Source organism: Dongshaea marina (assembly GCF_003072645.1).
GTDB lineage: Bacteria > Pseudomonadota > Gammaproteobacteria > Enterobacterales > Aeromonadaceae > Dongshaea > Dongshaea marina.
Window position 1 is genome coordinate 1,254,461 of sequence record NZ_CP028897.1, and the last position, 19,476, is coordinate 1,273,936.

The window sequence follows — 19,476 nt, forward strand, 5'->3', positions numbered from 1 at the left end:
TATGAAAGTGCGATGCCGTGATTAGCGCTCTTACGCTGAAGACAGGCTGTGTTTATTCGGATCTTTTTGCTGAGGATGTGAGCAATGGATCTTGACTTCAGCTGTGTGATAACAACTTCAAACCAAATCGATTCCAAATGGAGATGAACATGGGGCAACATATAGTTGAAAAGATCCTGGCTCATGCCTCAGGTAAGAGTGAGCTTATTCCTGGGGAGATCATCGAGTGCCAGGTTGACTGCCTGATGGCGCATGACTCCAGTGGGCCGCGCCGCTGGTGGCCCAGGCTTGAGCTGCTCAATGCTCGCCCATGGGATCCCAAAAAAGTAGTTGTGATAACCGATCACTTCGTGACGCCCTATGATCGTGAGAGTGCTCAAATCGTGGCCACTGCCGGTGCTTTTGCTCGCCACTATGGCACCCGGTTACATGATCGTGAGGGTGTGTGTCACATCGTTCTTGAAGAACAGGGGTATATACAGCCAGGTATGTTTGCCGTTGGCGGTGATTCTCACTCGCCGACGGCAGGTGCTTTCGGGGCATTTATGTGTGGCTATGGTGATTTAGATACAACAGGTGTTTTGGTCAGCGGTAAAACCTGGGAGCGGGTACCTGAAGTGATCCGGCTGACGCTCAATGGCAGGTTACAACCGGGTGTATGTGCTAAGGATATCGCGCTCTACCTGGCTCGCACTCTGGAGATATCCTCAGATCAGGTCCTTGAATTTCAGGGAGCCGTTGTTGAGAGGTTACCAATGGAGGAACGCATGGTGTTAACGAATATGGCACCTGAGATAGGCGCGATGACAGCGATCATTAATCCCGATGAGGTCACTCACCACTATATGAAAGCCCAGGGGCATGATATCGATCCCTCCTATCTTGGCTGGGTGAGCGATTCTCACGCAGGCTATCACCAACAGATGGAGCTCGATCTGAGTGGACTTAAACCGCAAATTGCGCTTCCTGGCGATCCAAAAAATGCAGATGAATTGACCCATCACCTGGGGGCTCACTTGGATCAGTGTTACATCGGGGGCTGTACCGGCGCTAAGTTGGAGGATCTGAAGATGGCGGCCCGGGTGCTTGAGGGGCAGAAGGTTCATCCTGCAACCCGATTATTGGTGTGCCCGGCTTCGCAGAAGATTATGCGGCAGGCTGAGCAGCTGGGGCTGTTAAGAGTACTGCTTGCGTCCGGAGCACAGATATTACCTCCGGGGTGCGGTGCCTGTAGCGGTTATGGCGTCGGTGTGTTAGCCGATGAAGAGAGCTGCCTTTCAACCACGAACCGTAATTTCACAGGGCGGATGGGAAGCCCAAGCTCCAGGGTATGGCTTGCGTCACCCTATACGGTTGCCGCGAGTGCGATTCACGCAAAGATAAGTCCATGGGTTATTGAGCAAAGTGAGGTCAGCCATGGCTAAAGGAAGAATATGGCGCCTGGGTGCTGATATAAATACGGATCTTCTGGCTCCAGGCTATGCGATGAAATACCCCATTCCGGAGCTTGCCCGCTATTGCCTGGAAAGTCAGGTGACACGCTTTTCCGAGCGGGTTCAACCCGGCGATGTTTTGGTTGCAGATGAGAACTTTGGCTGTGGCTCGTCGCGGGCTCAGGCGGTCTATGTGCTAAAGCATTTGGGCATTCAGGCCGTGATTGCATGCTCTTTCAGCAGAATTTTTTACCGAAATGCTTTTAACTTTGGCTTGCCACTGTTGGTTTTGGAGGATAACAAGGGGCTGGAGGATGAGCTGCAAGTCAGTATCGACCTGGAACAGGCCATAATTTCTGTCCAGGGATCGGAGTTGGTATTTCAGGCTTCTCCTATTCCATCGAATCTAAAGACTTTGATCCGATCAGGTGGCTTGATGAATCTTTTGCAGCAGCAGGCTAAGGGAGCGTGATGCGTCACCAATTATCACTTTCTCTGATCCAAAGTGGATGCTGTGAACTGGATATTGATCAGCAGTGGTGTGCCCTCGAAGAGATGCTATGCATCGCAGCAGGACAGGGATCCGAGTGGGCGGTCTTTCCTGAACTATGCAATCTTCCTCTTGATTTCAGCCTGGCAGTGAACTTGGTGCAGGAGGAGGAGCTGGTGGTCTGTCGTCTGAAGAATCTTGCTAAGAGATACAATATTTGGCTGACGGGATCGTTTGGAGTGCGGGATAGAGCCTCAGGAAAAATGCGCAATCGTCTCTACTGCCTTGATCCGCAGGGGGAGCTCCGCGCCCGTTATGACAAGATTCATCAGATCCGCAGAGTCAATGAGCAGCAGTATTTTGTTGCAGGTGAACACCTGGTGATATGCCAGACACCCTGGGGCAGGGTGGGATTTGCTATTTGCTATGATATCCACTTTCCGAATATGTTTCGTGAGTATGCTTTAAATGGAACGCGCCTCATCATTGTTCCATCAGCGATTCGTCAACACAGAGTCGATAACTGGCAGCGTATCTGCCAGGTGAGGGCTTTGGAAAATCAGCAATATATGGTGATGATGAGCTCTTGTGGTCAAAGTGAGCATGGTGGCGACTTTTCATCCCTCGCCGGACGAAGCTCGATCATGACTCCCAGGGGAGAACGGCTGGTTGAGGCTGCCACATCATCTGAGATTGTCACCCAAACCATAGATCTCAGCTTGGTAGAAAAGGCGAGAGATGAGTATCCGGTTTTAGCGGCGACTGCGGGCCCTTTGGCGACTCGATTTTTTTAGCCCGCTGTCGGTTTTTGCAAATTGAACTTCCGAATCCTTATATAGATGTTCTTGACCTTATTCTTTGGTATCAATAGGTTATGGTGAAGCACTCATCTTTGCTTCGCTCTTACTTGAAATAGCGCTGTGGAAGCAGGATGCATGCTTTATCCTCTGCTACGCTCAACACAAGGGCATAGTCAGGGATGAAGCCATATGTTTGATGATCTCTCGTTACGCAAGAAGCTGCTGGGTGGTTTTTTGGCGGTGGTAGTGCTGTTTATTATTCTCAGCCTGTTTATCAGTCACCAGCTCCTGAGTATTAACCGACTCCAGCAGAGCTTTTACTCCCAATCGTTTCAGCTGACCCAGGCCCTGGGTGAGCTGGAGTCGAACCTTAAAGGAACGGCGCTGGAGATGCGGGAGCTGGATGCCGGTGTCCGCTTTGAGAGCCAGCCGCAGATTGATGGGGCAACCGCTGAGCTCAGGCGTTATGAAAAAGAGTTGCCGGATATTTTAGCCGTGATTAAGAAGCTCTCTTCGGCCGATCCTCAACTGGTCAATGACCTGATTAAGACGGCCCAGGCTTATAGTGATGCCCACCGAAACTATGCCAGGGGCGTGGAGGCAAAAGAAGATACCGGACCTATCTATTTTGAGCAGATCCTTCCGGCCCGTAAGGCGATCTGGCCACTGTTTATTCCGGTAAAGAAGCAGGCGTTTCAGGAGGCCGAAGAGATCAACCGGGCGATTGCCAAAGCAACGGCTCGCAGCAACAGTATCTTATTTAGCGCCCTGGTGGTCTTTATTGTGATCGCAGCCCTGATCGCGCTGTTTATTGCAGGAAGGATCACCACCCCCATCAATGCGGTGATGAAAACCACCCAGGATCTTGAGCAGGGGGATTTGAGTAAGACTTGCCCTATTGATCAGAAGGATGAAGCCGGACAGATGGCAAACTCTCTGAATCGGAGTATCGGCCGCCTGCAGGCGGTGGTGACCGATGTGCAGGGGATTGCGACTCAGGTGTTTGATAACACCAGTAATCTCTCCGGGGTAGTGGATACGGTTCACTCTTCAGCCGAACGCCAGCTTCAGGAGACCGATCAGGTGGCAACAGCGGTCGAGCAGATGACGGCGAGCTTGTCGCTGGTTGCAACCAATACCAATGCGGCAGCGGACTCATCGCAAAATGTGCATGACAAGGTCAATGAGGCCCTGGAGCATGCCAGCAACAGTAAAGAGGGCTACCAGCGGCTGGTGGAGGAGATGCAGGCCTCGTCCGATGCTATTGATGGTCTTAAGTCACTGAGCAACGAAATCGTCACCATCTTGGATGTGATCAAGGGAATCGCCGATCAGACCAACCTGTTGGCGCTGAATGCGGCCATTGAGGCCGCCAGGGCCGGTGAGCAGGGGCGTGGTTTTGCTGTGGTGGCTGATGAAGTTCGAAGCCTGGCCCAGAGAACCCAGCAATCAACCAATGAGATTGAGGAGATGCTCAACCAGCTCCACCAGGGGACAGATAAGGCGGTGAGCACCATTAAGAACAGCAGCCAGCAGGCGGAGCAGACCTCAACCTTTATTGAGCTCAGTAGCCAGAGCATGCAGGAGATCGCCTCTGCGATTGAGCAGGTAAACCAGATGATGGTCGAGATCTCAACCGCTACCGATGAGCAAAATACCGTCTCATCTGAGATCAACCGCTCGATCCATCAGGTGAACAGCATCGCGGGTAACACTCTGGAGCAGACCGTCAGTGCTCGTCAGTCAACGGATGAGCTGCTGGAGCAGGGCGAGAGGATGCGTCAGCAAATAGACTTTTTCCGTGTATAGCTTGTATGGCGTGAGTCGCCGGGCTCACGCCTGCCGCTTGGGCCACCCGGCCTGAGACGGGTTTTTATCTGGACTTGGCCAGTATCCTCGTGTGCCCGGAAGCTTGCTAAACTTTAAGGAACTTCACAGGATGATGATCATCTGATGATCCAGGCCAGCTTCGTTGCGTTTATTTGCCTATTATTGGTGGTTCTCTTTGTCCTCCCGGTCAGGGCCGGGCAGGATATGTGCGAGCTCCACTATGTGACCGAGCAGAGCCCGCCCTACAACTACCAGGAAGAGGGGGATCTCAAAGGGATCGCCGTTGATTTGCTGCGGGCGGCCTCACGGATTGGTTGTGATGACCCTGCAAGTTTAGATATCCGCTCCCACAGCTGGGCGCGTTCCTACAAGCTGGCGCGCAAGGTCAGACAGTATGTGGTGTTTTCGACGGTGCGAACCCCTCACAGGGAATCCCTGTTTCACTGGGTTGGCCCCATAGGCAACTCACCTAAGGTGTTGTTGGCTCTTAAACAAAATAGCATAGTGATCAATTCTCAGGTGGATATACTTCAGTATCGGATCGGGGTGGTTCGAAACGATATTGCAGAGGAGGTGTTGCTGCAGATGGGGGTTCCTCAATGGAAGCTTTATCGAAGTAATGATCCCTATAAGCTCATCGAGATGCTGAGTAAAAACAAGATCGATTTGTGGGCGGTAAACTATAACTCTGTACCTGCTTTACTTAAATCCTCAGAGCTATCACCGTCCGGGGTGACGGCGGCTTATACCCTGTTTAATAAGAAGCTGTACTTTGCCCTGAACCCCATGACACCCCCACAAATGGAGGAGAGTCTTCGTGACTCTATACACAAGATCATGAGCTCCTCGGAATATCCCCATATCCTTTCGAAATACCCAACTCTCTCTCAGGATTAAAGGTATTTTCAGCAGAGCATGATGCAGAGCAGAGTCTGAGAGTGTGATCCCCTTCCTCTGTGATGAGGTCATATCGTGAGAAAATTACCGGAGCTTAAGACTCGAACTGTGGGAAGCCAAATGTTTTTGAAATCGGGTTACATCCTGCTGCTGAGTATATTGATCAGCACCAGTGCTATGGCTCAATCTAATTGCCAAATTATCTATGATGCGGGAAGTAGCGGGACCCGGCTTTATATCTACCAGCAACAGGGAAAATCCTGGCTTGCCCACTCCGGCCCCAAGGTGGCGGCTCTTGCCGACCCGGTTCGGGAGCTCCGCGGTAAAAACTGGCAAGATGCGGATGCTGTGGTGGATGCAGTGGTGGGAGCCTTGGATGCGATTCGCCAGCCTGGCCCATTGAACTCTAAGGGCGATCCTCGCTGGAGCGCTTTTGACTGGCAAAAACTGTGTCGGGTGACCTCGGTCGAGGTTCTGGCCACCGCAGGAATGCGGATCGCCGAGCAGAGACACAGGGAGCGCAGCCGCGAGCTGTGGCAAAAGCTTAATCAAGGGCTTCAGGCAAAACTGGGAAAAGATGTTCCTATCCAAACCCGCACCCTGAGTGGCTTTGAAGAGGGGCTCTATGCCTGGATAGCGGTTCGACGCTCCCAGCCAAGTAATAGGTTTGGTATTGTCGAGATGGGAGGAGCTTCATCCCAGGTGGCGTTTCCCTGTCCGGAGTGCAAACAGGCTAAAACCGTTGAGATCCGCGGTAAATCCGTGAAATTTTATAGCTACTCTTACCTGGGGTTGGGCCAGGATGAGGCACCCAAAACCCTGGGCTTTCCTAAGATGTGTGCCTATGGGGTAGGGCTTGAACATCGGGATTGGCAGCCAGCAAACTGTCGCTCCAGGATCCGTATCAGGACCCCTCAGGGGATGTTCGATCCCTATAACCTGGGTGAGAAGGGCTATGGGACCTATCATAGTACCCCGATCGCTAAAGCGGATGTTGAGCGGTGGATCCTGACCGGGGCCTTTGAATATATGAAAAGTAGTGATATTCAGCAGTGCTGTGAGCAGCGCGGCAAGTGCTATCAGCCTCAAACGGCTTGTTACCGGGCGAACTATCTGCCTGAGTTTTTACAAAGCCTTGGGGTTCGCTCTAAAGAGATCGCCCGGGCCAGCTGGACTCTGGGGGCGGCTATCTGTAATGCAACCGATTGTCTGCGTAATAGCGGCAAGTTGCTATGCCGCTGGAGCAAGAAGGGATGCCTGAATCAACCCCTTCGGTGAGACACAGCGGCGATTATCAATGAAGCGTGCGGAATTGGTGAGACTTTGCTCCTCCATGCTCAAAAGAGGAAGTCGGTGACGGGGCCGATTCGAAAAGTAGTGGATGAAGGTGTATCTTCGAAGGTTCCTGGATCATCAAAGGACTATGAAGGAAGATATGATTTTTAAAGGACGATTTTTATTCATTGCTGCGTTGTTATTATCTATGGGGAGCATTCAAATGGCTAATGCCGCCACAGACAACAATATAGATAAGCAGGTTGTCATTAAATTTTTTGAGCAGGCTTATAATAAGCAGAACTATCAATACGTTCTGGAGCATTTTAAAAGGGACTATATTGAGCACAGCCCAAATGGTGCAAGGTCGAATCAGGATGCCGTCCATATTTTAAAAATGGCGCATAAAATATTTACCGACTTGACAGCACATGTGGATTCGGTTGTGGCTGATCACGGTGTGGTTGCAGTCAGAGTGACCTTTAGCGGGGTCAATACCGGTACCTTCTTTGGGGTTGGGCCGACCCATAAGAAAATCAGCTGGGAAGCGATGGAGTTTTTTACTCTGGAGCATGGGGTTATTGCTGAGTCATGGGGGAGCTGGCCAATCTACGATATGCTCAAAAAACTGCAGGCCTAGCTTTCATTAAAGATCTCTGCATATTCATAGAAAAACGCTCCTTAATCGGGGCGTTTTTGCTATCTTTTTTGTTTGGTAGTGACTTTACTCTCAGGGAGGGAGTCACAAGTGACAATCATGGCATCGAGTCGTTGATGCCAGCGAGGGCTATGGGTAGCGGCGGTAAGGTGCTGGAGCTGGTACCACGACCACCGGGCGAGGCGCTGGCCTTGCTACCGGGCGGCGTGGCCTGTGGACCCGGGGGGCACTGCTGCAGGCCGTGATGAATAAAGCGACACTGGCTGTGGTGAGAAGGAGACGGATACGCATTTTCTTATCCCTTGCTAGGCTTGACTCCCCCTTTGTACTGAAAACCATTCGCTGTGTCCAGCAAACCCCGGGAGCCTAGTACATCATTTCAGAGCATTTGACCTATGTTGTTTAACGATCCCTTCACGGGTGTCTGAAATATCATTTAGGCCCGTTGCCAGCATGGATGCTGGCGTCGAGCATACACGGAAGTATTCACTGCGTGGCCTCAAATGATATTCAGGCAGCGACAAACCAATTGAAACGATCTACTAGTCCTACGCCTCGTCCCGGGGCGGGATCAACACAAAGTTTCCGACATGCTTTTTCATCAGGAACTCTTTTTGCGCCTCAACAATCTCGCAAAGGGGAAAAGTTTTTGCGAGAAGAGGGATGATCTCTCCCTGCTCTATGTAGTTTACCAAATTCGGGAAAACCGCTTCATCCCAGGCTGTGGTACCGATGAGGCGGAGATCTTTCAGGTAGAGATCTCGCATATCCAGATCTACAATCGGGCCCGAGATAGCGCCCGATGAAACCAGTCTTGCACCGCGTTTGAGTAGCTTGATACGAGTAGCAAATCCATTACCCGCGACATTATCGACGATCAGATCGACCGATTGCTCTCCAAGCTCTGCCAGCAGGTTTGCTTCTCTGCCCAGCAGGAGATCGGCTCCAAGTTTAGCCATCATCGGGTGCTTGTCCCGACTGGCAATGGCGATCACCCTGGCGCCCCTGCGTTTCGCCAGCTGCAGGGTGGCCGAGCCAACTCCTCCCGAGGCTCCGGTGACGAGGACGGTTTCCCCTGAGGTTAAGCCGGCACGCTCCAGCATGTTTTCGGCGGTACCGTACGCACAGGGGATGGTTGCAAGCTCGGCATCACTCCAATCACAAGTGATGGGAAACACTTCATTGGCCGGGATCTTCAGGTATTGGGCAAAAGCGCCATTAAAGTCAGAAGCCATCCAGACGTGCTCCCAGGAATCAAATCCATAGCTTCGAATGCAGGGGCGGATCAATACCCGCTTACCCAACAAAGTTTGATCAACCCCCTGGGTGAGCTGAACCACCTCACCACAACAATCGGTTCCCTGGATGAGGGGAAACGGTGTTTTGTTATTCCAGCCACCATCCTGGGTTGTGGTGGTTTGACAAGCATCTTGTGAGCTCTGCTGGGTGGAGCTACTGACAGAGGAGGAGTACCAGCCCAAGCGAGTATTGATCTCGGTATTATTGATACCGGCAGCCAGAACCCTGACCAATACATCCCCGGGGTCAGCTCTGGGAGAGGGAGATCTGTATACAGGAGCTTATCGTAATCACCGTGACCTGTGGTCACCACGGCTTTCATCGTTGAGGAGGGCATGATCGGTTCTCTGTTAGGGCCTTGAGAGGCTTAGCTGTCTGGCAAACAAAGAAGGGTATCCCAGGGGGAGATTAAGTTCAAGTCTCAAGGTGAGGCCCGCCCGTCAGGGCGGGGGCTGTCATTGGTTACTGGCTATAGGTATGTTTCTTGTTGCGCAGATGGCGTAGCCAGCGTGAGCGAGCCAGGCGCTGCATATCCTTATGGGTATCGGTTTCATCGACGATCTCTTTGCCAAGAAGGGTTTCGATCAAATCTTCCATGGTGATGATGCCCTGTACCTCTCCATATTCGTTGACCACGGCTGCGATCAGATCATTGGCGGCGAGCAGGCGTTTATAGGCATGCAGGACACTGACACTGTCTGGCAGCATTAGTAGCTCCCGCTGATAGTTTGCCAGAGGCTGCGCCACCTCTCCTTTGAGGGCCGCATACATCAGATCCTGTTTGCGGACATAGCCGATGATGTTATCGGGATCTCCTTCATACAGAGGGATCCGGGAGAAGGGGCGCTCCATGTGCACCAGATACTGCTCAACTGTTTGTGACTGCTCCAGACGGTGAACTACGGCGCGCGGGGTCATCACCCGGGTGGCGCGGATCGTTTCAAGGTGTAGCAAATTGCACAATACCTGTGACTCTTCGGCCTTAAGAACCCCCTGTTGTTGACCCAGCTCCGCCATGGCGGCGATCTCGGCCCGGAAATTGGAGAGATCTTCCTCCTTGGCGATACGAGCGATGATGCGATCGCTCATCCATACGAAGGGGTAGAGAGCTTTGATCATCAGTGGCAGTAACCAGGATGCGAAAGGAGCGAGCTTACGCCAGTAGGTGACTCCCAGGGTTTTGGGAATGATCTCGGATAGTACCAGCACCAGTATGGTCATGATCGCCGAGGAGACCGCGAGATAGCTGTCGCCATAAAGGAAAGCGACCTGGGCGCCGACACCGGCGGCACCCGCAGTATGGGCTATGGTATTCAGGGTCAGAATCGCCGCCAGGGGCTGGTCGATACTGGCTTTAAGGCGCGCCAGCCTTCCTGCCACCTTGGGGTGGCTCTGCTGCTGGAGCTGAATGTAACTTGGGGTGACGCTCAGCAGCACTGCCTCCAGAACTGAACAGATAAAGGAGAACAGGATTGCCAGTAACAGGTAGATCAATAGTAGTAGCACGTTGGACCTTCATGTGATGTGTGTTGGCTAACGCTGAAAAAGCGTATATCGCATTTTTCGCATAGCAGAGCCGCGGTTGCAAGAGCTCTTTAAGTGCAATGAGAGCACTCCTTTGAGTGGGAGCAACTAATCACGAAAGAGCAACAGAGTTTGAGGAGGGTTTGCCCTGATTTGCGACACCGCCCTCTATTTCTCTCAAGCATCTGCCGCGGACTCTTGTCATAATGGTTCACCTGAGCTCTGGCAGGCCCTGACATAGGGCGGGTCAACAGGGCTAATAATTTGGATGAATCAGCCTTTTGGGAAAGATGGATGCAAAAGATTTTAATTATTGCCAATGGAGCGTCATACGGAACAGAGTCTCTGTTTAATGCCTTGCGTCTCGGGATTGCGCTCAAAGAGCAGGAGGAGAGGGCGGTTGAACTTAGATTGTTTCTGATGTCTGATGCGGTGACCTCGGCCTTAAGCACGCAACGTCCGGCTGAGGGGTACAATATTCAGCAGATGTTGGAGATCCTCTGTGCCCAGGATGTTCCGATCCGCTTGTGTAAAACCTGCGCCGATGCCCGGGGGATTAGTGAGCTTCCTCTGATTGAGGGAATCTCGATTGGTACCCTGCCGGAGCTTTGTGCCTGGACCCTGGAGGTGGATAAGGTACTGACCTTTTAGAGGGCGTCATACCAGTCATGAAAGAAAAGTGATCGACCTGTTCTGACAATCTATGAGTCATGTGCGCCATGCAGCAACTCCGGGCCTCTTCCATGAGGCTCCTTTCCAGCTCAGCGATACCCATCCATGGGCATCCTCCCAGTTCGGCATCCTGCCTCTCGTTCTATTGCTAAGAAGCAATTCCACCCTGCTTCGCGCGCGTTGCTCTGGATCAACTTAACCTTGTATGCTCGATGCCAGCGGCTACCATCCTGGTAGCCCTTTCCTGTTCCCAGTCCATTGCTCTCGCTACGTTGCGAAGCAACTACGCCCATGCTGGCAACGGGCTTAATGACTCACAGGCTATCCAGGTTGGAGTAAGCAACATCCAAATCACTTTACGATGAGAATAGGCGTTACTCAGGAGGCGTCTTGAGGTAGAGCTTCAGGCGCTTCTCAGGTTTTAGCTGTGCAAAGCTTTGCCGCCAGTGTTTGCGGATCAGCTGCTCCATTAAGCCGCTTTGCTTCGCTTTGAGCAGAGCCCTTTCCAGTAATCTTTGATGCTGACTCGCCTGAGGGCTCAGATAAAATTGATAGCGACGGTTGTAGATCAGCAACAGGTGTTGCTCTATCTCAAGATCCGGATGCAAGCTGGCTTCGGTAAGGATCTCGTTGAAGCCGCGGGAGAAGTAGTTGATCCCCCGGTCGATGGAGAGCATCTTGTATAGGGCGCGCCACTCGCCATCTTTGACATAGTAGGGTAGGCGGTTATAGCGCCATACCTTGATGTCATACCAGTTGGCACCAAAGCCGCCAACCAGACCACTGACTCTGAGATCGGCCAGTGAGTTGATCTTGCTGTAACTTGGCTGTGCTCCCTTAGGGATCAGAAAGATACGTTGTCCCATCATGCCATCGGTCAATGAGACAGGAATGGGGGTCAGCCGCTTATCCCGCTCCCGGGTCTGGAACTGCCAGAACAATGAGAGTTGATTATTTTCCACCATCTTGATGATGCGCTTTTGTGACAGCTTCTGGTAGGGGATCTCTATGGTCAGTGCGACATCCAACTTGGCCAGTGCTTGTGTGAGCAGCTCGTGGTAATAGAGGTGGTGTTTTTCCGCAATGGCAGGGAGCTTGAAAGTCAGCTTTGCCGGGGCGCCCAGAGCAATCGATGAGCTGAGTAACAGGCTGATCGCGATAGAGTATTTCATGGTGACTCCTGGACTCCTCTGAACTTAGGATTCGGGAGGGGTTTTAAGCTGGAGATTCAAACGTTTGTCGGGCTCTAACAGTTTAAAACTCTGCTGCCAGTATTTTTCGATGAGTTGTCGCATCAGCCCTGAGTCTTTTGCCTTTTGCAGGGCTCGCTCCAGTAACGCCTGATGGGAGCTGGCCTGTTTACTCAGGTAGAACTGAAAATCACGATCATAAACCAGCACCAGACGTTGCTCGATTTCAAGATTAGGGTGCTGCTGAGCCTCGGCAACTATCTCACTCAATCCCCTGGAGAAGTAATTGACGCCACCGGTTGCGGAGAGCATCTGATATAGGGCACGCCATTCGCCATCCTTAACATGATAGGGCAGACGGTTATAGCGCCATACCCTGATGTCATACCAGTTGGCACCAAAGCCGCCGATGAGGCCGCTATCTCTGAGGTCATCCAGGGTATGGATCCTGTTATAGGCAGGTTGCTGACCCCTGGGGATGAGGAGGATCCGCTGACCTATGAGGCTATCGGTTAAGCCTGTCCTGACCGGGGTAAAGCTTGCATCGCGCTCTGCGGTTTGGATCAGCCAGGCCAGGGATAAGCTGCCCAGCTCCAGCATCTGGACGATCCTCTTTTGCGGCAGGTGCTGGTAGGGTTGTTGAATGATCAGCCGGACGCCTTCAAGTTCCAGAGATTTCTCCAGTAACTCGTAATAGTAGCGGTGCTCCTGGCTTTTCATTGCGGGAAGCGTCAGGGTTAATGGCTGAGGCGCAGCCCAAAGCATGGGGATATAAAAAAGAAGAGGGGCAATCCTTAGCCACATGATCCTGAACTCCGGCTGAGAGCTTATGTTTAGTATAGCCCTGGAACAAATCGGCTTGTGGTTCTGTCTAGTTCAATAGGGGAAGAGGTGATAAAATCCGCCACCGGTTAGTCGATGAGAGGTTCCATGTCTCAAATTAAGCGAAGCGCGCTGGTGCTGTACAGTGCTGAGCAGATGTATCAGCTGGTCAATGATGTCCAGTCTTACCCGGAGTTTCTGCCTGGCTGTGTGGGGGCCGAGGTTCACGAGTGTACCGAGCATAGTATGACGGCATCGGTTTCGGTTGCGAAGGCGGGGATCCATAAGACCTTTACCACCACCAATGCGATGGAGAAGAACCAGCGGATCGGCATGGAGCTGCTGGATGGCCCCTTTCGTAAGCTGTGTGGAGGCTGGACCTTTACCCCTTTGGATGATGCGGCCTGCAAGGTTGAACTATCCCTGGACTTTGAATTTTCCAGCAAGCTGGTGGAGTTAGCCTTTGGCCGAGTCTTTAAGGAGCTGGTGAGCTCTATGGTTAAATCTTTTACCGAGCGGGCCCGCCAGGTCTATGGAGCCTAATGTGATCCGAGTTGAAGTGATGTATGCCCTGCCACAAGCGCAGCATAGGGAAGTATTGAGTTTGGCCGAAGGGGCAACCCTTGAGCAGGCGATTATCGCCAGTGGCTTTCTGGAACGTTTTTCTGAGCTTGAATTGGGTACGATACAGGCCGGAATTTGGGGCCGGAAGTCTGAACTGTCTCACCCATTGCAGCAGGACGATCGCGTCGAGATCTATCGCCCCCTGCTCGCTAATCCCAAGGAGCTGAGAAAGCTTCGTGCCAGCCGGGCCAAGGAGCAGGGGCGGATTGACCCCGTCACCGGTGGGCGTCTCAACCCCCTGCGTAAATCATCAAATTAGTGTTTCTGCCCCGGGCGGGAGCACAGACTTGGAGCCCGGATTATAGAAGGGCCTGGGAGGGGCTATCCCTCCCGCGGATCATCACTGCTGTTTTTGTGAGAACAGTGGACTGACAGGATAGTCTCCGGTCACCTTTTCCAGTTTGCCCTGCTTGTCGAAGTAGGCGCTCAGCTTTTTATTCAAAATCGAGCCATCTGAGCCGGATTTGCGATAGTGGATGTAATCCCAGCGGTTGGCATCAAAGGCGTTCTTGGTCATCGGAGTTCCCAGCACGAACTCCACCTGAGCTTTGGTCATCCCAAGGCGCAGCTTCTGTACCTGCTTAGCTTCGATGTAATTTCCCTGGGGAATATCGATCCGATGGACCAGGGAGCAGCCGCCCAGCAAGGTGGCGGTGACAAGAGCAATAATCAAAGATCGAATTTGCATAGTGTGGCAGTTATCTCAAGATTAACGGGCTAGGCGAAATCATAGCGACTCGCAGCAAGGATGTAAAAGCCCTTCGTGACCAAGTGTCATGCACGGGGTGACAAAGCGGTTAATCTCTTCCCTGAGGCGACTGCTATTCTTAGCAAAATTGCAGACTTTATCATCGGGCGATCTCCCGGGTGTGAAAAGTGTGATAGGGATCCTTTCATTGATTTGCCAATTCCAGGATAGTTGCCGTTTGGCCAAAAAGACCTGAAAAACACACTGTACCCGGGCTTTGGCATATAACAATAATGGTTTAATGGTGCAAATTTATAGGAGTTGCGAAATGGCGAAAATGTTCCACTTAGGTATTGATAAAGCGGATATTGGTGGTGCTACTCTGGCGATCGTTCCCGGTGATCCTAAGCGGGTTGAGCGGATTGCTAACATGCTGGATAACCCCAAGTTGTTGGCGAGTCAGCGTGAATTCACCGTTTATTCTGCCGAGATCGATGGCAAACCGATCGTCGTTTGTTCAACCGGTATCGGTGGGCCTTCGACTTCAATTGCGGTTGAGGAGCTGGCGCAGCTTGGCGTTGACACCTTCCTGCGTATTGGAACCACAGGGGCGATTCAACAGCATATCAATGTTGGTGATGTGATCGTCACCAATGCATCGGTACGCCTGGATGGAGCCAGCCTGCACTTTGCGCCTATGGAGTTTCCTGCGGTGGCTGATTATGCCTGTACCGAGGCTCTGGTCGCTGCATCACGTGAACTGGGTCTGAATACCCATATCGGGGTGACTGCATCATCCGATACCTTCTACCCGGGGCAGGAGCGTTATGATACTCACTCTGGTCGAGTGGTTCGCCGCTTCCAGGGCTCCTGTGAAGAGTGGCAGGCGATGGGAGTGCTGAACTATGAGATGGAGTCCGCGACCCTGCTGACCATGTGCACCAGCCAGAAGCTTCGTTCCGGATGTGTTGCCGGGGTTATCGTGAACCGCACTCAGCAAGAAATCCCTAACGAAGAGACCATGTCCAAGACTGAAAACAGCGCGGTCAAGGTAGTTATTGAAGCAGCACGTCGTCTGCTGAAATAAACACAGTGGGGAGCATAAGCTCCCCACTCTTTCAGGTTATTGCTGTTCGAGCTTTCCTTGCCCAGGGCGGGGCTCCATGGAACGGGTTTTCCAGAAGGATGCTCCGATAGCCAGAGTCAGGGTGACGATAATCACTGCCAACGACACCAGGGTTGGAATTGCCCAGGGAGTCTCCATCAGCAGCATCTTGACACCGATAAAGCTCAGAATAAAAGCCAGCGCCGGCTTGAGGTAGCAGAAACGCTCCAGCATCCCCTCCAGCACGAAATAGAGTGCTCTTAATCCCAGCAGCGCAAACACATTCGCACTGAATACCAGAAACGGCTCACGGGTCACCGCGAAAATCGCCGGAATCGAGTCCAGGGCAAAGATCACATCGGTAAAGGCGATGACCGGCAAGATAGCCAACAGTGGTGTAGCTAAACGCCTGCCATTGACTCGGGTAGTTAGCCTGGAGCCATCATACTCAGAGGTGGTCGGAACCACTTTCTGGACCCAGCGCATGATCCGTGAATCCTGTGGGCTTTCATCTCCGTGCTCTTTCTCTGTCGCCAGCTTATAGCCGGTATAGAGCAGGAACAGGGCAAACAGGTAGATCAGCCAGTGGAACTGATTGATCAGCTGAACGCCGACCGCAATCATGATCCCCCGCAGCACCAGGGCGCCTATGACTCCCCACAGTAGTACCTTAGGGCGAAGGGATTCAGGCATCCGAAACTGAGCAAAGATCACCGCAAATACAAACAGGTTATCGACACTTAGCGACTTTTCAAGCAGGTATCCCGTGATGTAGGCGGTCGCGGCCTGGGAGCCGTTGAGTTCACTGGTTGGTGCCAGTTGTGGCCAGAATAGGTAGACCACCAGGCCAAAGGCCAGCGCGAGAACAAACCAGCCCAGGCTCCAGTAGGCAGCCTTTTTGACCGGCATAGGGCCATCTTTGCTCTGCAGTAGATCGACCAGCAGCATCAGGGCGATAAGCCCAAGAAATATTAACCAGGTAGTGGTTGTCATTGGATTCTTCTTCCTAAAAATTAAGGCAGAAGCGTAGGACAGTACAACGGATCCTCTGCCAAACATGCCACACGAAGTGACAGCTAAGCATTGGTCTCGTCAAGTACCCAAAAGCCGGAGTGGCGAAGGTGGGACCCATGGTGCCGGAAGCGAAGCTTCGAAGTGACGACAGCCATGCCAGAGGTGACTACTCCCCAAAACAGCTCCAGTTTAACGCGATTTCGTGCAGATTCAACCCAAAATTTGTCAACGTTTGCTGATTGGTGGTCGGGACAGTGGGAGTTTATCGGGTGGGATGTGACCTGAATTGACGCTTCAGGTGATCAAAGATCCGGATTTTTTAAGTTGTCTTCGTCTGGCGCTGAGCCTTTCTGTGCGTGGGTATTCGCTGTTTTACATTGTGAAACCTGTTCATCTTGTCAGGTAGGAAAGCCTGTTAAGCACTCTAAGCTGAATCGAGCCTGAACAGGCTTTTTTCTCAAGGAGCGCGTGAGGTGCACTATGAAAATGAATGGTATACGGCGAGTTGTGATTTTAGGAACACTGTTTGCTTCCTCCGGAGCCCTGGCCTATCACACGGCTAATGGCAAAATCTATACGGAGCAGGGGGAGGAAGTTGTGATCAATGGGGTCTCCTGGTCGGGCTTGCAGGATGACTCAAAGCTAAACGGCCTGGCAGGCAATCCTTTCTATCAGGTGCTGCTCGGCCCCCAAACTCAGGGCAAGCTTGGGATGATGGAGACCCTGACTCATCCCTGGGATTATCCTGAAACCGGGATCACTAAAGAGCAGGGGGTTCAGTTTAAGACCATTCGATTGCCAATTCAGCCTGCGGTGATAGCTGATCCGGATGATTCGCCCTATGTGGTTCCAGCCAATTTCCAGGGGAATTATGCAGATAAGAACCACCCACAGCAGGGAAGTGGGGTGTTTTGCAAAACCTGGCAGCAGGATGGGGTGCATTGTGCGGTGCAGATGAATAATCGCGAGATGTTCTGGCAGACCCTTGAGGAGTTCAAAAAGAATAATATCCGGGTACTGATCGACTTTCATCATCATAGAGCCCTGGGGGATCAGCGAGATGGAAAGGTCTATGATCTCAGCCAATATCAGCAAGATGTGGCGACCCTGGCAAGAGAGATCAAGGCGCGTAATCTCAGCAATGTGCTGGGAATTGATATCTATAATGAGCCCTATAAGCTCTGGTGGTTTAAAGATCGCGGCTCAGTTGAGGAAGGGTATGCGGCCTGGGGCAAGGTGATTGCCGTTGCGGCCAAAGCTGTCTACGAAAATAATCCTGATCTATTGCTGTTTGTTGAGGGAACCGATACCGGCAGTAGCGGCGATCCGGCCCTTCATTCCAGCGATGGGCTCAAGATCTGTGTGGCGGGAGAGGTGCCGGTCGACCCCAATGGCTATAGCATCTCAACGGATCCCGCCTGTGTCGATGGCCAGAGGGTAGACTTCAAGGCTAACTGGGGAGAGGATTTTAGACCACTTCTCGATAAGCGCAAGGCGTTGCAGGGAATCGCATCTTTTGACCGTGCCGGCTTTAGTCAGTATTTAACAACGACACTCACCCAGACGGGAACCAGCACAGAGCGGGCGCAAGCCATTATTCATTGGCTACTGGGGGAGGCGGATGCCTCTCAAAGCCACCTGGTGATCTCTCCTCATGTCTATCCCAAGCAGATAGGTGGTTGGGAGACTGCACCGGGAAAACCCAGTCAGCTCAGATTTGACTGGAACTGGGGATTTCTTGGAAAGGCGGGTTATCCGGTGGTGCTCGGAGAAGCGGCCTGGAACAGAAACGGAGGGGTGGACTTTGTGACCAAGACCTTGCTGCCCTATATGAAAACCATTGGCTCCTCAGCCAGTAACTATTTTTACTGGGCGATCGGCTATCTTGGTGACACAACCAGTCTGATCGGCATGTCCGATGGAAAACTCGATCCCGGTGTTTATGCCGAGCTACACAAGGTTTTTGCGCCGGCTACCCCTTCGGGAGAGTTGGAGCTCAGATTCAACAGTAGCGGCGAACTTTCGGGGAGCCTTGAGATAAAGCTTAATGGCCAGCCTTATGAGTGTAGTTTGAGCAAGGGATGCCAGATAAGCCTGACTCCGGGAGAGTATTCGCTGACAGCCACTCCTGCTTATCAGATAGACAGGGGTAAAAAACAGATCATTGAGCTGACGGTGTCCCCTTCGGGATCACAAGTTGATATTGTGAAAGATAGAGTCACGGAACATAGCCTGGATCTGCTGGTGGCGCCATCGCAAGACCTGAAGCCGGTGAGCTATAGCTATAAGCTCAATTTTGTTGATGAGCAGGGCTCAGGTGTGGATACCGGGGTTAAACAGCCATTGACCCTTGAGCTTAGTTCCAAAGCAGAACCGTCCAATCACTATAGCTGTGTGGTGGCCAAGGGGGCGGATAGCTGCCAGACCCAACTCTACAACATGAACCTGGACCCTTCGAGCGGGAAGCTCAAGGCCGAGGACTTTGAGCTGAACTTACCCGAAACCCTCAATGCCAATGATGATAACTCCTATCAGCTGCAGGCAGTACAGTCCGATTTGAGCCTTGAATTGCAACCCGCAACGACCGGATCTATCTCTCAGCAGGGGATTTACCAATACAGCGCTGCTCCACCGGTGACGGATGGCTCAGTCACCCCGGTCTCTGGTGGTGGCTGGGCGGATATTCAGCAGTGGAAGCTGACCCTCAATAGCGAATCCTTAAAAGAGAAACCTTCAATCGAGCTCCATATAGTCGCCACTTTTGATGGGGCAGTTACAGGATGTTGGAGTCACTTTGGCGGAGCTGTGAGTTTTAGTGGTTCGCAATGTACCATTGAGGGGACTTACTGGAGTAATAGCGAGGCTGCCCTTGGGGTTCAGGCTAAAGGGAAACTCACGGCTCTGACGGTCAATGGTAAACCTTTCACGATTAACCCGGGAGTTTAAGTTGAAGGATAATTACCGGGAGCTGAGTTTTGCCTTTGTGAGAAACACTCAAATCCTGTAGCTAACAAAGATGCTTGATGTGACTTGGGTTCAGGCGCACAGATAGAGATTAAAGGCCTTCGCCACTGGTGAAGGCCTTTTTAGTGGGATATAAACGGCTCAGTGTTAAACAGTGAGCCAGGCATCAGATCAGACTCTTTTTTGTAAAT

Annotated in this window: 19 protein-coding genes; 12 read left to right on the plus strand and 7 right to left on the minus strand. The window is 52.1% G+C overall.

The features are described 5' to 3' along the window. Nucleotides 1-149 precede the first annotated feature (149 nt). The 7 genes from DB847_RS06260 (at nucleotide 150) to DB847_RS06290 (ending at nucleotide 7,365) form a co-directional block, all read left to right on the plus strand. Nucleotides 150-1,424, plus strand: a complete 1,275-nt coding sequence (locus tag DB847_RS06260; RefSeq protein ID WP_199911751.1) for an aconitase/3-isopropylmalate dehydratase large subunit family protein — start codon at nucleotides 150-152, stop codon at nucleotides 1,422-1,424. Next, nucleotides 1,417-1,905 carry a LeuD/DmdB family oxidoreductase small subunit gene (locus tag DB847_RS06265; RefSeq protein WP_108649914.1) on the plus strand — a complete coding sequence of 163 codons (489 nt, stop codon included), beginning with the start codon at nucleotides 1,417-1,419 and terminating at the stop codon, nucleotides 1,903-1,905. The genes DB847_RS06260 and DB847_RS06265 overlap by 8 nt, the downstream gene beginning before the upstream one ends. Beyond that, complete coding sequence (locus tag DB847_RS06270; RefSeq protein ID WP_108649915.1) at nucleotides 1,905-2,717, plus strand: carbon-nitrogen hydrolase family protein; 813 nt, start codon at nucleotides 1,905-1,907, stop codon at nucleotides 2,715-2,717. Before DB847_RS06265 ends, DB847_RS06270 begins: the two co-directional genes overlap by 1 nt. Before the next feature lie 195 nt (nucleotides 2,718-2,912). Beyond that, nucleotides 2,913-4,532, plus strand: a complete 1,620-nt coding sequence (locus DB847_RS06275) for a methyl-accepting chemotaxis protein (RefSeq protein ID WP_108649916.1) — start codon at nucleotides 2,913-2,915, stop codon at nucleotides 4,530-4,532. 144 nt (nucleotides 4,533-4,676) lie between these two features. Beyond that, the gene (locus DB847_RS06280; protein WP_108649917.1) at nucleotides 4,677-5,450 is read left to right on the plus strand and encodes a substrate-binding periplasmic protein; all 774 of its coding nucleotides are present in this window, start codon (nucleotides 4,677-4,679) and stop codon (nucleotides 5,448-5,450) included. 120 nt (nucleotides 5,451-5,570) lie between these two features. Beyond that, nucleotides 5,571-6,728: a nucleoside phosphatase gene (locus DB847_RS06285; RefSeq protein ID WP_108649918.1), complete on the plus strand. Its 1,158-nt coding sequence runs from the start codon at nucleotides 5,571-5,573 to the stop codon at nucleotides 6,726-6,728. Between the two features lie 145 nt (nucleotides 6,729-6,873). Further along, nucleotides 6,874-7,365 (plus strand): ester cyclase, encoded by a 492-nt coding sequence (locus tag DB847_RS06290; RefSeq protein WP_159084425.1) that lies wholly within the window; start codon nucleotides 6,874-6,876, stop codon nucleotides 7,363-7,365. A 147-nt stretch (nucleotides 7,366-7,512) separates the two neighbouring features. On the opposite strand, the gene DB847_RS24265 is transcribed toward DB847_RS06290, so the two are convergent. The 3 genes from DB847_RS24265 to DB847_RS06300 form a co-directional block, all read right to left on the minus strand. Beyond that, nucleotides 7,513-7,674 (minus strand): hypothetical protein, encoded by a 162-nt coding sequence (locus DB847_RS24265; protein ID WP_159084426.1) that lies wholly within the window; start codon nucleotides 7,672-7,674, stop codon nucleotides 7,513-7,515. A gap of 257 nt (nucleotides 7,675-7,931) precedes the next feature. Continuing rightward, entirely contained in the window at nucleotides 7,932-8,915 is a 984-nt protein-coding gene (locus DB847_RS06295) for a zinc-binding dehydrogenase (RefSeq protein WP_199911752.1), read from the minus strand. Between the two features lie 229 nt (nucleotides 8,916-9,144). Then, entirely contained in the window at nucleotides 9,145-10,188 is a 1,044-nt protein-coding gene (locus DB847_RS06300) for a CNNM domain-containing protein (protein ID WP_108649920.1), read from the minus strand. Nucleotides 10,189-10,500: 312 nt separating this feature from the next. Between DB847_RS06300 and DB847_RS06305 the strand changes: the two genes are divergently transcribed. Next, nucleotides 10,501-10,857, plus strand: coding sequence for a DsrE/DsrF/TusD sulfur relay family protein (locus DB847_RS06305; RefSeq protein ID WP_108649921.1), 357 nt, complete (start codon nucleotides 10,501-10,503; stop codon nucleotides 10,855-10,857). 395 nt (nucleotides 10,858-11,252) lie between these two features. Here DB847_RS06305 and DB847_RS06310 read toward each other — a convergent pair whose 3' ends face one another. After that, nucleotides 11,253-12,050 (minus strand): hypothetical protein, encoded by a 798-nt coding sequence (locus DB847_RS06310; protein ID WP_108649922.1) that lies wholly within the window; start codon nucleotides 12,048-12,050, stop codon nucleotides 11,253-11,255. 24 nt (nucleotides 12,051-12,074) lie between these two features. After that, nucleotides 12,075-12,872 carry a hypothetical protein gene (locus DB847_RS06315; protein WP_199911753.1) on the minus strand — a complete coding sequence of 266 codons (798 nt, stop codon included), beginning with the start codon at nucleotides 12,870-12,872 and terminating at the stop codon, nucleotides 12,075-12,077. A 126-nt stretch (nucleotides 12,873-12,998) separates the two neighbouring features. Between DB847_RS06315 and DB847_RS06320 the strand changes: the two genes are divergently transcribed. Together DB847_RS06320 and DB847_RS06325 are read left to right on the plus strand one after the other, a co-directional pair. Continuing rightward, on the plus strand, nucleotides 12,999-13,433 hold the full coding sequence (locus DB847_RS06320) for an SRPBCC family protein (RefSeq protein ID WP_108649924.1): 435 nt from the start codon (nucleotides 12,999-13,001) through the stop codon (nucleotides 13,431-13,433). Nucleotide 13,434: 1 nt separating this feature from the next. Then, nucleotides 13,435-13,773, plus strand: coding sequence for an RnfH family protein (locus tag DB847_RS06325; RefSeq protein ID WP_234418525.1), 339 nt, complete (start codon nucleotides 13,435-13,437; stop codon nucleotides 13,771-13,773). An 81-nt stretch (nucleotides 13,774-13,854) separates the two neighbouring features. Here DB847_RS06325 and DB847_RS06330 read toward each other — a convergent pair whose 3' ends face one another. Beyond that, the gene (locus tag DB847_RS06330; protein WP_108649926.1) at nucleotides 13,855-14,202 is read right to left on the minus strand and encodes an outer membrane protein assembly factor BamE; all 348 of its coding nucleotides are present in this window, start codon (nucleotides 14,200-14,202) and stop codon (nucleotides 13,855-13,857) included. A gap of 328 nt (nucleotides 14,203-14,530) precedes the next feature. Here DB847_RS06330 and udp point away from each other — a divergent pair, with 328 nt between their 5' ends. Further along, nucleotides 14,531-15,289, plus strand: coding sequence for a uridine phosphorylase (udp, locus tag DB847_RS06335; protein WP_108649927.1), 759 nt, complete (start codon nucleotides 14,531-14,533; stop codon nucleotides 15,287-15,289). A 36-nt stretch (nucleotides 15,290-15,325) separates the two neighbouring features. Here udp and DB847_RS06340 read toward each other — a convergent pair whose 3' ends face one another. After that, complete coding sequence (locus tag DB847_RS06340) at nucleotides 15,326-16,300, minus strand: TerC family protein (RefSeq protein WP_108649928.1); 975 nt, start codon at nucleotides 16,298-16,300, stop codon at nucleotides 15,326-15,328. A gap of 501 nt (nucleotides 16,301-16,801) precedes the next feature. Here DB847_RS06340 and DB847_RS06345 point away from each other — a divergent pair. Continuing rightward, the gene (locus tag DB847_RS06345; protein WP_199911754.1) at nucleotides 16,802-19,267 is read left to right on the plus strand and encodes a cellulase family glycosylhydrolase; all 2,466 of its coding nucleotides are present in this window, start codon (nucleotides 16,802-16,804) and stop codon (nucleotides 19,265-19,267) included. The last annotated feature ends 209 nt before the right edge of the window (nucleotides 19,268-19,476 follow it).